Below are 13,394 nucleotides of genomic sequence, written 5' to 3'. Positions count from 1 at the left end.
TAGTACAGAAACAATGATACCATCAGGTACTGTATAATGCAAGATAGTGAATTAAAATGGGCTCTGGAACATGATTTTACGCATGTAAACGTCTTTTGAGAGGCAGTGCGGGTTCCCCCTAAAACAGCATACGGCAAACCTGAATCGATAACCTCCGCCCTGAGACGGATTTCGATCCAGGTCCTTAAAGCCGATGCCGTATTCAAACGTTATTGCGGTGTTTCAAGTGCGGGCAGGTCCTGCGTGGCAGGGCCTTCGATGACTTTGCCGGTGTAATCAAATCGCGAACCATGGCACGGGCAATCCCATGTACGCTCACCTTCATTCCATTCCACCTCGCAGCCAAGGTGGGTACAGGTCGTATCTACAAGGAACAGCTTGCCGCTGTGATCCTTGTAAGCTCCGGCGCGTTTGCCTTGGTGACGGACGACGGATCCTTCGTCAGTCCCCAACTGGTCAGCGGTGGCATGTGTCAGGCCAACCTTGCCGGAGATCAGCTCTTTGGCGACGTTGGCATTTTCGACCACGATGTTTTTCAATCCGGGATCGGCCTTGAACCGTGCGGGATCGAATATGGCCGCATGGGGATTGTCCCGTCCGGTGATGCGGTCGGCAAGGATATGGCCAGCCATCGTACCGGTCGTCATGCCCCATTTGGCAAACCCGGTAGCGACGTATACGCGCTCATGTCGCCCTGTAATTGGGCCGATGTAAGGTACCTTGTCGATCGAGACCAGGTCCTGGGCCGACCAGCGAAAAGGAATGCTGACGATACCGAACGTATCCTCCGCGAAACGTTCCAGATTTTCATAATGGCCGAAGGTGCAGATGCCTTGGCCCGTTTTGTGGTTTTCTCCCCCGAACACGATGAGCTCCTTGCCTTCATGCATGACCGCACGGAGCGAACGTCTGGGTTCGTCGTCCGAAATGTACATGCCTCCGGGGTATGGCTTCCCGGGCTCGACTGCAATGGCATAGGAGCGCTCGGCATGCAGGCGTGTGAAATAAAAGCCCGGATCATATACGGGAAAATGGGATGCCACGACGATATGCTGGGCGGTGACGGACGAACCGTTGTAAGTCCGCACATGCAGGGACGCATCTTCCTCCACGTCCGTTGCCGTGGTTTTTTCGTAGAAGCGGACGCCATTTTGCACGGCTTCATCGAGCAAATAATGCAAGTACGCCAGCGGATCGAAGCGCGCTTGCCCCGGCATGCGTATGCCGGCCCTGGATTGGACCGATACGGGAAGGGAGGAGACCCAATCGCCGGAAATCCCCAGCTTGTCGTAGGCGGTCAGCTCAAACTCCATCTTTTTCAAATTGTCCTCGGATTGAATGTACACATAAGCATCTTCTTCAGCCCATTGGCAATCGATTTGTTTCTCCTGAACCAAGGCTCGCATCCAACGGATGGCCTCCGTATTGCCGTCGTAATACATGCGTGCCTGTTCATGTCCGAAGTGCTGCAGCAGCTCGTTATAGACCACTCCATGCTGCGCCGTCACCTTGGCGGTCGTATGTCCCGTCGTCCCGTCCAGTACCTTGCCTGCTTCGAGCACAATGACGCTCAATCCCGACTGGGCCAACAAATAGGCGGTCGTTATGCCGGCAATTCCTGCGCCGATGATCGCAACGTCTGCGGTTGCATCCTCTTCAAGCGTCGGAAAGGTCGGGAATGTATGCGTGCTTCTCCAGAGCGAGTTAGGAAATTCAGGCAGTCTGGTAGGGGGATGCTGTTTGCTGTTCATTCGGTTTCCTCCTGTTTGGTGATTCTGGTCTCACATTTATTCATGATTGCCATTCGATTTAGGAAAAAAACGATCAAAGCGGATATCCTGTGGGTAATGTTCACATTTTCCTGGAGTCGCCCCCTGTTTTTTTTAACGAACATGTTTTATGATAGGAATACCGAAACCGTTTTAGTAAATAGGTTATTATAAAGCTGGGAAGACGATATCCCTTGTAAATAGGGGGTATTCTCCATTTTTATAAACCAAAAAAACAGAGTGGTAACAGCTTCATTGGAGATTGTTAATGTATTCGCTATCATGGCTTGATTAACTATGGCTATTTAAAAGGAGATTTCCGATATGACCAACCAGACCAAATATCCTTTCCAGGATACGACGCTTGAACTGGATGTACGGGTTAAAGACCTGGTATCCCGTCTCACCGACGACGAGAAAATCGAATCCATGCTGCAGTATCAGCCTGCCGTCGAACGCCTCGGCATCGCTGCGTACAAACACGGAACAGAAGCGGCCCACGGCTTGGCATGGCTTGGCGAAGCGACTTCCTTCCCGCAGCCGGTAGGCTTGGCCTGCACATGGGATACCGACCTGATGAAAGAGATCGGTTCGGTGATCGGCGATGAGGCACGCGTATTTTACAAACGCAACCCGGCGGTAAACGGCTTGACGCTGTGGGCGCCTACCGTCGACATGGAACGCGATCCGCGCTGGGGACGCAACGAAGAAGCTTACGGCGAAGACCCTGAACTGACGGCGGAACTGACGACAGCGTTAGTCAAAGGGATTCAGGGAGACCACCCGAAGTATTATAAAGCGGTTGCCACGCTGAAGCATTTTTTGGCCAACAACAATGAGGTGGATCGCGGCAGCGGTTCCTCCAGCATTGATCCGCGCAATATGCGCGAATATTACTTGAAAGCATTTGAGAAACCGTTCAAGGAGGGCGGCGCACAGTCGATGATGACGGCGTACAACTCCATTAACGGCACGCCGGCGCTGCTCCATCCGTTCGTGAACGAGATCGTCAAAGGCGAATGGGGCATGGACGGTTTTATCGTCAGTGATGCAGGGGACGTTATGGGCATCAAGAACGATCATAAATACTATGATTCCCACACACCGGGTACGGTGGAGTCCGTAAAGGCAGGCATCGACAGCATTACCGATGATGCGGATTTGTCCAAACAAGCGCTGCGCGAAGGGCTTGAGCAAGGTTTGCTGACTATGGAAGATATCGACCGTGCGTTGTTCAACACGTTCCGCGTTCGTTTCCGCCTGGGCGAGTTCGATCCGGCCGAAGGCAATCCGTACGCTTCCATCGGCGAAGAAGCCATGATGACCGAGCAAGCCAAAGCATTGACGCTCAGAGCGGCAAGAGAACAAGTGGTATTGCTCAAAAACGATAACGGCACGCTGCCGCTGGACAAAACCAAGTCCGGCAAGGTTGCCGTCATCGGACAGCTTGGCGGAACGGTTTACCGCGACTGGTATGCAGGAACGATGCCTTACAGCGTATCCCCGCTTGAAGCCATCCAGGGCAAAATCGGCATCGACAACGTTACGTACAAAGACGGGGACGACCGGATCACGCTGACATCGACTGCAAACGGCAAGGCCGTAGGATTGGCAGACGGGGAAAAAACGCCTGTCATCGCTTCCGGCCAAGCGGAAACGTTCAAGCTTACCGATTGGGGCTTTGGCAGCTATACGCTGCAGGCGGAGAGCAACGGCAAATACCTCACCACGGACGAAGAGACAGTAACCGCTTCTGCGGACGAAGTTTACGGCTGGTTCGTCAAAGAGGTATTCCATCTGTTGCCTCAAGAGGATGGCAGCGTTGGCCTCACGACATGGAACGGCAAAACGGTCACTGCGCCGAACGGCGGCCAGGATGCCTTCGCCGTGTCGGAAGAAATCAAGACGTTTGGTGCGGAACAAACGTTTAAGAAAGAGATCGTCGTGAACGGTTTGGAGGAAGCGGTCGCCGCCGCGAAAGAAGCCGAAACGGCTATCGTGTTCGTGGGCAACAATCCGCTCGTGAACGGCAAGGAAGAGATTGATCGTCCCGGTCTCGATCTTGCAGAATCCCAGCAGCGCCTTGTCGAGGCTGTACATGCGGCAAATCCAAACACCATCGTGGTCATTGTGGGCAGTTATCCGTTCACTTCGAACTGGGTACAGGAGAACATTCCAGCGGTGCTGTACACATCCCATGCCGGACAGGAGTTGGGCAACGCCGTCGCTGACGTGCTGTATGGCGACTATGCGCCGGCAGGCCGCCTGAACATGACGTGGGTGAAATCCGCCGACCAACTGACCGACATCAAAGATTACGATATCATCCAATCCGGAAGAACGTACCAGTATTTCGAGGGAGACGTGTTGTATCCGTTCGGTCATGGTTTGACGTATGCTCCGTTTAAATACAGTAACCTGGCGCTGAGCCCGGCAAGTGCGGGAACGGAAGAGAACGTAACCGTTACGGTGGACGTGACGAATACCGGGTCCGTGGCGAGCGACGAAGTGGTGCAGCTGTATGTTCGTGCCGGCCAATCGCGCGTGAAACGCCCGCTCAAAACGCTCAAAGGCTTCCGTCGTCTTCATATCGAAGCTGGAGCTACCGTGAAAGTCAGCTTCACGCTGCCTGTTCAGGAACTTGCCATTTGGGATGTAACCCGGGACCGTTATGTAGTAGAGGCGGGGACTTACTCCATTATGGTAGGTAAATCCTCATCCGATATTCAGCTGGTTGCCGATCTGAGCGTGGATGGAGAAACGATTCCTCCGCGCAACCTGGCTGCAGCAACCCGTGCGGAAAATTACGATGCATATGCCGGCGTGGATCTCGATGAAAGCAAGGAAGGCGGCACTGCCGTACGTGTTACGGGCGAGCAGGGATGGATTGCCTTCAAAGATGCCGATCTGGGCAGCGGTGCGGCCGCATTCGAAGCACGCGTATCGGCAGAGCTGGACCATGCGGCAATCGAAGTTCGTCTGGATGCTCCGGACGGCCCGCTTGCCGGACGCGCGGAGGCTTCCAAGGGCGGAGCGCAGCAATGGTCTACCTTGAAGGCAGAGCTTCAAGGAGCTTCCGGCCAACGCGATGTATACATTGTGCTGTCCGCCGGTGTGCGGATCAGTTATTTCGAAATCCGATAACCGAATTTTTAGTTATTCATCATCAAGGCGTCATATGCCGAGGCAAAAAGGCAGCAGCTCCTGCAGTCAGGGGCTCTGCCTTTTTGCCGTCCTTACCGTTCCTCCGGCGTAACCAGTCTTTTGCCCAAAATGTTTCAGCTGTCGGGGTTGGTTTCGTTCAGGGCGGATCAATGGTGCTATGCCAATGCAATAATTAAACAAAAAAACACCGTTACAATGCATCCGTCTGCATTATAACGATGTGATTGCTGGCCAAGGTGGCTTTTACGTCAATGATCCGTTGATTTCGGCTGCCGCGGTAAGGCAGCGAAATGTCCCGTTCTGCGGCCAGATAAGGGCCGTCGATGATCGCATCGCACAGCCGGGCAAGCTCGGCTCTTGCCGGGTCGGCGATCAGTTCATCGTAGACGAATCCGGTATACGCCCACACGCTAAGGTCCGGCCTGACAGTACGAAGCTCACGTACCCATGCGCTGCATTCCGCTGCGGAGAAAAAAGGATCGCCGCCGCATAACGTAACTCCTTCCAGCAGCGGATGGTCCGCGATTTCCTGCAAAATCTGCCGCTGCCGCTCTGCCGTAAAAGGCTCTCCTGCCCGAAAGCTCCACGAGTCCGGGCTGAAGCAGCCCGGGCAGGCATGGCGGCATCCGCTGATGAACAGTACAGCCCTTAGACCCGGTCCCTCATTGACCGATTCGGGGATATAGCCGAACAGGTTCATTTATGCTTCACCCGATCCCGGACCTCGGCCTGCTTCGCGGCATTGAAGCGCACTTTATAGTCCCCGGTCAGGTAACCGGTCACCCGGCGCAAGCGCTGGATATGTACCTGATCCTCATGGGCCTGGCAGCCTGGGCAAACTGCGCCGATGACCCCCTCATAACCGCATCCTGTGCAGTGGTCGATCGGGTGGTTGATGGAGAAGTAGCCGATATCCTGGGCAAGGGCAAATTGCACGATGCGTTGAAACGCGGTCGTGTTGGCACGTACATTGCCGTCCAACTCGATATAGGAGATCGCTCCGGCATTGCATAACGCATGGAACGGGGCCTCCAGTTCGATTTTGCGATAGGCCGGCAACGCGTGGTAGACCGGAACGTGGAACGAGTTGGTGTAGTATTCGCGATCGTTGATGCCTTCGATCAGGCCATAGTTGGCCCGGTCGATTTTGGTGAATTTGCCGGAAAGGCCCTCCGCAGGTGTTGCGAACAACGTAATATTCAGGTTATGGGCGTCGCTCATGCGATCACAGAACTCCCGCATCGTGCGGATGACGTTCAGCGCTTCCTGGTGGATGCTCGGGTCCTGTCCATGATGGCGGCCATACATCGCCGTCATGCATTCCGCAAGCCCGATGAAACCGACGGACAACGTACCGTGCTTCAGCAGGTCGGCCACCGGTTCATCCGGCGCAAGGCGTTCGCCGCCTTCCCATACGCCTTCCCGCATCATGAAGTCCGACGCTTTGGCGGGCTGGCCGGTCTGAATGCGGTAACGGTGCAGCAGCCCGCGAACCGCATTGCGCATAACGGAGTCGAGCGCCTCATAGAATCCGCTGCGGTCGGCGACGGCCCGAGTGCCCTGGCAAATGCCAAAGCGAATGCCCAATTTAACGAGATTGATCGTATTAAAGGACAGGTTGCCTTTGCCGCTCTGGCGGTTGCGCCCGAAACGATCGGCCAGCGTGCGCGTCCGGCAGCCCATGGTTGCAATGATCGTATCGGGGTCCTCCGGCCGGTAATACGGCAAGTTGAAGGAGGCATCGACATTGACGAAATTGGGATACATCCGCCGTGACGAGCAGGTGATCGCGAGCCGGAACAGATCGTAATTCGGCTCTCCTTCGGCCTGGTTGATGCCTTGCTTGCACTGGAAAATATGCTGCGGGAACACAGGCGTCTCGCCGTTCCCCAGCCCGCGGATGGTCGCTTCCAGCAGCGACCGGGAAACGAGGCGGCCCTCGGCGGACGTGCACAGCCCGTAGTTGAGCGACGTGAACGGAATCTGCCCGCCGGCCCGGCTGCTCATCGTGTTCAGATTGTGGATCAGCGACTCGGCGGCCTGTCCCGTCTCCTGCTCTGTTTCTTCGCAGGCGAACGCATAGGCTTTCGGGCAGGCGCGCTGTGCCTGCTCGCTATCCAGATGCAGCTGCTCGTCCCCGATCGCGGCCTGTTCCCCGAACAGCCGCTGTCCTTTGCGGTAATGCTTGCGGAAGGAGCGCTGTACGTAAGGCGCCAGGTCCCAGTCGATTTTGTTGGCCGAGACGCCGCCGTATTGGCTGTTTTGCTGGGACTGGAAAATGATCGCAACCAGCGCCATGGCCGACATGATCGTTTGCGGAGTACGCACCGAGCCGTTGCCCGTGTTGAAACCGGAAGCGAGCAGCCGGTCAAACGGAATGAATATGCAGTTCGTCGTTCCAAGCGCGTATTGGTCCAGATCGTGCACGTACAGATCGCCGTTCTCCACCGCTTCGGACAGCTCCCGGGGCAGTACGTGGCGCATGGCATGCCATTTCGCCGTTTCCGAACCGAGCCTGCTCATTTTTCCGCTGAAGGAATCGCCATTGAGGTTGGCATTTTCCCGAAGTGTATCCGCATCCTCCGCACCGATGATTCGCCGCCCGAGATCGGACAGCAGGTCCGGGGACGGCGGGGCAACGCGTTCAAGCGTACTCATATCAAAATTCCTCCCATAATCCATTGATCTATAAAGTTATGTCGTTGAATACTAGATATAGATGAACATTACCTATTTATAAACTATATATAGGCTTTTTGGGTGTGAGGATAATCACACTGTCTCGCCCTCGGGAGCCGTATTCCCCATCGCTGCACGGATAAAAAAATTTCGAATTTGAAGATGGATGCCGCCTATGAACATGACCCTATTGGGTTCATGGACAACTTTGGACTGTTTATTTGCGCAATGTGCGGTAAAATGGAAAGGGAACTTTATCCATAACCTATTGCATGAGGAGGATGTAGAATCAATGGAATATCGCAGACTGGGCAAAAGCGGACTTAAAGTAAGCGAGATCAGCCTTGGCAGCTGGCTGACATATGGCGGGTATGTGGAACGCGAGAACGCGGTTCGCTCCATTGAAACCGCATTCGATGAGGGCATTAACTTTTTCGATACAGCGAATGTGTATGAGCGCGGAGCGGCAGAGGAGCTGCTTGGACAGACGCTAAAAGCACGTCCACGCGATTCATACGTTCTGGCCACCAAGGTGTTCGGCAAAATGGGCGACGGCCCCAATGACCAGGGCTTGTCCCGGAAGCACATCATGGAGCAGTGCGAGGCCAGCCTGAAACGGTTAGGAACTGAATATGTAGATATATATTATTGCCACCGCTATCACGAGGAGACGCCGATCGAAGAAACGCTGCGTGCACTCGATGATCTCGTGCGTCATGGCAAAGTGCTGTACGTGGGCGTCAGCCAGTGGACGGCAGCGCAGATGGAGGCCGCGCTGGGCACGGCAGATCGTTTGCTGCTGGATCATATCGTTGTGAACCAACCTGTATACAACATGTTTGATCGTTACATTGAGAAAGAGATCATTCCGCTCGGCGAGCGCAAAGGCATCGGACAAGTAGTATATTCGCCGTTGGCTCAAGGCTTGCTGACGGGCAAATACACATCCGTATCCGACATTCCGGAGAACAGCCGGGCTGCGAAGCTGGGTTGGGACGAAGGCAAAATCAATGCCGACAAGATCGCCAAAGTGAATCGGCTCATCGAGCTTGCGAACAAACTGGAGATCAAAGTGGGGCAGCTGGCCTTGGCCTGGATTTTGCGCCAAAGTAACGTGTCCAGCGCGCTCGTGGGAGCAAGCCGTCCTGAACAGGTCAAAGAAAACGCGGCAGCTTCAGGCATCAAACTGGACGCGGAAATCATCGGCGAAATTGAACGCATTTTGGCCTGATTTGCGCATAAAGGCGTGATCGGCCTCTAAACGATCGAAAAAGGGATACCCCGAGCGCCAGTCTCGGGGTATCCCTTCATATTTGTTTCGGGCGGGTCAGCACTCGCCGGTTTGCAGTTCGATCGGCTTCGGAATGGAGCATACTCTGTTCCGGCCGGTATTTTTGGCCTCATACAATGCACGGTCCGCGTGTTCGAAGAGGTCGTTGTCATCGTATTCGTCGCAATGATCCGGAAAGACGGCAACGCCTATGGACACGGTGAGGCGAACGGTGCTGCCGTCAGGCAGGGCGAATACGTATTTTTCGACGGCATGCCTGATGCGCTCTGCAATGGCCATGGCCTGATGTGCATTGCAGTCTATCAACAATACGGCGAATTCCTCGCCGCCGTTTCGTGAAACGAGGTCGGTCGGCCTCGCCTGGTTCAGGAGCAATTGCCCGATTTGCTTCAATACGGCGTCCCCTGAACTATGGCCGTAGCTGTCGTTTATTTTTTTGAAACGGTCGATGTCGATGGCGAGAAGCGAGAGATATTGGTTATGCTGCCTGGCTTGCTGAAGCTGGAGTTCCAGCGATTTTTCGAACTGCCTGCGGTTGCCCAGGTTGGTCAGATGGTCCGTGGAGGCCCGCCGTTCCAATTGGAACAGCAGTTCATTCGATTTATTGATAAATTCCGCGATGACATAAATGAACAATCCCCCGATAAAGGAGATGGCCATCTGCAGCGGATACACTTTCATCAACGAATTCATGCTTGACGTGTTCATGATCAGGATAATAAAGATGAGCGACATGCCCAGCAGGTTCATGGTTATGATTTTGGTTAATCTGGCCCAGGAGGCATAATGGAAATATACGCCCGTCAGTCCGATGATCGTCAAGACAAAAGCCGAGTCGATGGCAGAAGAGGACACGCCAAACAAGACGATGCGCAGCAAGGCAATGACAAGCCCGGACACAACTGAAGCCATGCCGCCGACATATACGGCAGCGGTAACGACGGCAAGATGGCGCAGATCAACGATGGTCGTTTCGTTCAAAGGGAAAGAGTAGTTCATAAGCACCGTGCCATAGATTCCGAACAATAGGCCTCCGATGAGCTGGGTACGGATCGAAGGCTCGGAAATGCGAATACCATAAAATTTAGCAAGGATTCCCGATATGTACATAAAGGTGATCATGACACAGACATTTACGAAAAAAGTGCTTATCAACAAACTCTCCTCCTCTCAGCGCACATTCTTTTATTCTATATGAAAAAAGGGCTGGTGGCGAACCATATTATCCCGCGATATAGAGGCGGATGGTGGTGAAAAACGTTGAAAAAGGGCAGGGATTACCGAAAACGTAGGCTTTGTTGACTTTTTTGTATATAAAGATTTATACTTAATCTAAATTGAAATTGATTATGATGATTCAAAACAATATAATGGCCGCTTGAAGTTATGTGAACTTTGGGCGGTTTGAATGGATAGAGTAAAGGAGAATGGCTGTGAGAACGTTAAATTTGACGATACAACGACAGGCTGTTTACGATGTGGTTCGCCACTCGGAAGATCATCCGACTGCGGCGGACGTCATGAACCGATTGGTGGAGCAGGGATATAACCTTGCTTACGGCACGGTGTATAACTCGCTGCGGTATTTGACCGAGAAGGAACTGATTCGCGAGCTGAAGCTGGGAGAAGCGGCAAGCCGCTACGATGCCCGGATGGATGACCACCAACATATTATGTGCGAAATGTGCGGCAAAGTGGATGAAGTCATGACCGTGGTTCCACCCGAATGGTTGAAGCAGGTGGCCGACGAAACCGGGTATGCAATCGACCATGCTCACGTGGTCTTTGGAGGTGTCTGCGAAGAATGCAGGAACAAACGGGGCAAGTGAAAATAAAGCTGTCCGGTCGCCGTTTGCCGCTGCGGGTCAAGCCGGCTTTGTCCGAACAAGTGCCTATGGTAGAGGCATGCCCCGTTACGCGGCGCGTCATTCTGATTAGCCCGATGCCGGGCCAGGTGCATGAACTCGTCAAAGCACTGACCGACAGCTGCTTTGATGTGCTGGTATTTCACCGGTGGGAACCGGATCTGCACGAACGTCTTGTATTTGACCTGTTGATCTACGATCTGTCCGTGGCTGGAACCATCGATGCTTTTGCCGGCATCAGCAGCCGCTTGAACCGCGAGGCGGAACATGTTACGCCTTGTTTGTACCTGGTTGGGGAAAATATGATCGGCAACGCCAGCGGGCCAATGCTGCAGGAGGAATTGCTGGTCTGGCCGGCCCGTCCGCAGGAGGCGCTTTACCGCGTACAGCGCATGATCGGCAATAGTCCGGTATTGCCCAAACGCGCGTTTTTGCCGGAGGAGGATCATCGCATCGGCTTCAAGGATTTATGGCTGGATCGAGAGAAGATGAGCGTGCAGCGGGATAACACCCGCATTCATTTGACGAAAACGGAGTACGATTTGCTGGTGAAGCTCATCGATGCCAAAGGCGCGGTCATCTCTCGCGAGGAAATGCTCAGCGACATTTGGGAAACGGACTTTACCGGAGGAAGCAACGTGGTGGATGTGCATATCAAAAGCTTGCGCAAAAAGCTGGGGGATAACGCGGCTTCCCCGCAATATATCGTAACGGTAAGAGGAGTGGGCTACCGCCTGGCGGATTAGTCCGCTCTTTTTTTTGCCCATATCCATGCTCATGTTTCATTCATGAAGAACGCCCAAATCTCATCGTAAACTCATGCGAATCTCATGCAAGCCGATAGGGTACATGTTAGAATCGATTTAACAGTTAGATCTAGTCTAAATGTACATTCAAATGCGACCCATTTGCATATGAATTTGATATACACCCATGGCGTGGCATACCCCACATGATAATGACTGAATAAGGAGGAGCATGATATGACAGAACGTTTGACCACCAACCAAGGCGCACCGGTAGGAGACAACCAAAACTCGCGCACCGCAGGGAGAAGGGGCCCCACATTATTGGAGGATTACCACCTGATCGAGAAAATTGCTCACTTTGACCGGGAGCGGATTCCGGAACGCGTCGTGCATGCCAGAGGTGCAGGAGCCCATGGCGTATTCAGGCTGGAAGAGAGCATGAAGGAATTCACGAAGGCGGATTTCCTGCAGGAGCCGGGTACCGAGACACCGGTGCTGGTTCGTTTCTCCACGGTCATCCATGGCACGGGTTCGCCGGAGACGGCGCGTGACCCGCGCGGTTTTGCCGTAAAGTTGTATACGAAGGAAGGGAACTACGACATCGTGGGCAATCACTTGCCGGTGTTCTTCATCCGGGATGCGATAAAGTTCCCCGATATGGTCCATTCGCTTAAGCCGGCCCCGGATACGAACATCCAGGACCCGTCCCGGTATTGGGACTTCATGACGCTATCGCCCGAATCCACGCATATGCTTACCTGGTTATTCTCCGATCTCGGCACGCCGGCCAACTACCGGCAAATGGACGGATTCAGCGTGCATGCCTTCAAATGGATCAACGCAGAGGGCAAGGTTCATTATGTCAAATACAAATGGGAGTCGTTGCAAGGCGTTCGCACGTTCTCCCGTGAAGAGGCCGCGCAAGTGCAGGGGCAGGATTTCAACCATGCGACCCGCGACCTGTACGATCACATCAAAAATGGCGACTTCCCTCAGTGGAGGCTCATGGTGCAGCTGTTGACGCCGGAGCAGATGGACGATTTCGCCTTTGACCCGTTGGACCCGACTAAAACATGGCCGGAGGATGTCATTCCGTTCCGTCCCGTAGGAACGATGACCTTGAATCGCAATCCGCAAAATTTCTTTGCCGAAGTGGAGCAGGCTGCATTTTCTCCAAGCGTGGTGGTTCCGGGAATCGAACCTTCCGAAGACAAATTGCTGCAGGGCCGCCTGTTTTCTTATCCGGATACGCAGCGGCACAGATTGGGACCGAATTATATGCAAATTCCGGTGAATTGCCCTTACGCACCGGTTCGCAATTACCAGCGCGACGGTCTGATGAACGTGAACCAGAACCCGTCTCCGGTAAACTACGAGCCGAACAGCTATGAAGATACTCCGAAGGAAGATCCGGCGTATCGGGATAGCGAGGCGCCGCTGCAAGGGAACGTGACTCGGGAACGGATTGAAAAGACGGATGATTACACACAAGCTGGCGAGCTGTTCCGTTCGTATACGCCACAAGAGCAACAGAATCTCTTGAGCAATCTTGTAAATGACCTTAAGGGAGTTCCTGTGCAGATCCAGATGCGTGCACTGTGTCATTTCTTCCGGGCGGACGCGCAATTGGGTGGTCGACTTGCCCATGGGCTTGGCGTAGATATTTCCGCACATATGCCTACAGGGCAACAAGATTAATCGAGCCTACCTGTAATGATCACGATCCCTAAAGGGGATGGAATGAAGCAAATGCCGCTTTAAAAGGCGGCATTTGCTTTTTTTGATCTTACGAACTGAGCGCCGTATTTTTTGCGCCAGAGGAATGGAAGGAATTACTACATTTTTCAAAATAATCACAACGAACTCGTGATATAAA

At 53.7% G+C, this 13,394-nt stretch carries 9 protein-coding genes; 5 read left to right on the top strand and 4 right to left on the bottom strand.

Translation table 11 applies throughout. The features are described from left to right. Nucleotides 1-209 precede the first annotated feature (209 nt). Complete coding sequence (locus tag MKY59_RS29225) at nucleotides 210-1,751, bottom strand: FAD-dependent oxidoreductase (RefSeq protein ID WP_339275070.1); 1,542 nt, start codon at nucleotides 1,749-1,751, stop codon at nucleotides 210-212. 342 nt (nucleotides 1,752-2,093) lie between these two features. Here MKY59_RS29225 and MKY59_RS29220 point away from each other — a divergent pair, with 342 nt between their 5' ends. Continuing rightward, nucleotides 2,094-4,913 carry a glycoside hydrolase family 3 C-terminal domain-containing protein gene (locus MKY59_RS29220; RefSeq protein WP_339275069.1) on the top strand — a complete coding sequence of 940 codons (2,820 nt, stop codon included), beginning with the start codon at nucleotides 2,094-2,096 and terminating at the stop codon, nucleotides 4,911-4,913. 211 nt (nucleotides 4,914-5,124) lie between these two features. Here MKY59_RS29220 and nrdG read toward each other — a convergent pair whose 3' ends face one another. Both nrdG and MKY59_RS29210 read right to left on the bottom strand, forming a co-directional pair. Continuing rightward, nucleotides 5,125-5,634 carry an anaerobic ribonucleoside-triphosphate reductase activating protein gene (gene nrdG, locus MKY59_RS29215; RefSeq protein WP_236413197.1) on the bottom strand — a complete coding sequence of 170 codons (510 nt, stop codon included), beginning with the start codon at nucleotides 5,632-5,634 and terminating at the stop codon, nucleotides 5,125-5,127. After that, a complete protein-coding gene (locus MKY59_RS29210; RefSeq protein WP_339275066.1) occupies nucleotides 5,631-7,592 on the bottom strand; it encodes an anaerobic ribonucleoside triphosphate reductase in 1,962 nt (653 codons plus the stop codon). The genes nrdG and MKY59_RS29210 overlap by 4 nt, the downstream gene beginning before the upstream one ends. Before the next feature lie 313 nt (nucleotides 7,593-7,905). On the opposite strand from MKY59_RS29210, the gene MKY59_RS29205 reads away from it, so the two are divergent. Next, nucleotides 7,906-8,844, top strand: a complete 939-nt coding sequence (locus tag MKY59_RS29205; protein WP_236413195.1) for an aldo/keto reductase family protein — start codon at nucleotides 7,906-7,908, stop codon at nucleotides 8,842-8,844. 96 nt (nucleotides 8,845-8,940) lie between these two features. Here the strand turns inward: MKY59_RS29205 and MKY59_RS29200 are convergent, their stop codons facing one another. Beyond that, a complete protein-coding gene (locus tag MKY59_RS29200; RefSeq protein WP_236413194.1) occupies nucleotides 8,941-10,059 on the bottom strand; it encodes a diguanylate cyclase in 1,119 nt (372 codons plus the stop codon). Between the two features lie 278 nt (nucleotides 10,060-10,337). On the opposite strand from MKY59_RS29200, the gene MKY59_RS29195 reads away from it, so the two are divergent. From MKY59_RS29195 to MKY59_RS29185, 3 genes are all read left to right on the top strand, one after another. Continuing rightward, nucleotides 10,338-10,733, top strand: a complete 396-nt coding sequence (locus MKY59_RS29195) for a transcriptional repressor (protein WP_236413193.1) — start codon at nucleotides 10,338-10,340, stop codon at nucleotides 10,731-10,733. Continuing rightward, a complete protein-coding gene (locus MKY59_RS29190) occupies nucleotides 10,709-11,515 on the top strand; it encodes a winged helix-turn-helix domain-containing protein (protein ID WP_236413192.1) in 807 nt (268 codons plus the stop codon). The genes MKY59_RS29195 and MKY59_RS29190 overlap by 25 nt, the downstream gene beginning before the upstream one ends. A gap of 237 nt (nucleotides 11,516-11,752) precedes the next feature. Next, complete coding sequence (locus tag MKY59_RS29185) at nucleotides 11,753-13,216, top strand: catalase (RefSeq protein ID WP_339275064.1); 1,464 nt, start codon at nucleotides 11,753-11,755, stop codon at nucleotides 13,214-13,216. Nucleotides 13,217-13,394 lie beyond the last annotated feature (178 nt).

The organism is Paenibacillus sp. FSL W8-0426, from assembly GCF_037969725.1.
Taxonomy (GTDB): Bacteria; Bacillota; Bacilli; order Paenibacillales; family Paenibacillaceae; genus Paenibacillus; species Paenibacillus hubeiensis.
Note: the sequence above shows the minus strand (reverse complement) of the source record. Positions and strands in the feature narration are given on the sequence as shown.

Coding starts and splice junctions, on each gene's coding strand:
- MKY59_RS29225 (WP_339275070.1), bottom strand. CDS start 1,751: ATGAACAGCAAACAGCATCCCCCTACCAGACTGCCTGAATTTCCTAAC.
- MKY59_RS29220 (WP_339275069.1), top strand. CDS start 2,094: ATGACCAACCAGACCAAATATCCTTTCCAGGATACGACGCTTGAACTG.
- nrdG (WP_236413197.1), bottom strand. CDS start 5,634: ATGAACCTGTTCGGCTATATCCCCGAATCGGTCAATGAGGGACCGGGT.
- MKY59_RS29210 (WP_339275066.1), bottom strand. CDS start 7,592: ATGAGTACGCTTGAACGCGTTGCCCCGCCGTCCCCGGACCTGCTGTCC.
- MKY59_RS29205 (WP_236413195.1), top strand. CDS start 7,906: ATGGAATATCGCAGACTGGGCAAAAGCGGACTTAAAGTAAGCGAGATC.
- MKY59_RS29190 (WP_236413192.1), top strand. CDS start 10,709: ATGCAGGAACAAACGGGGCAAGTGAAAATAAAGCTGTCCGGTCGCCGT.
- MKY59_RS29185 (WP_339275064.1), top strand. CDS start 11,753: ATGACAGAACGTTTGACCACCAACCAAGGCGCACCGGTAGGAGACAAC.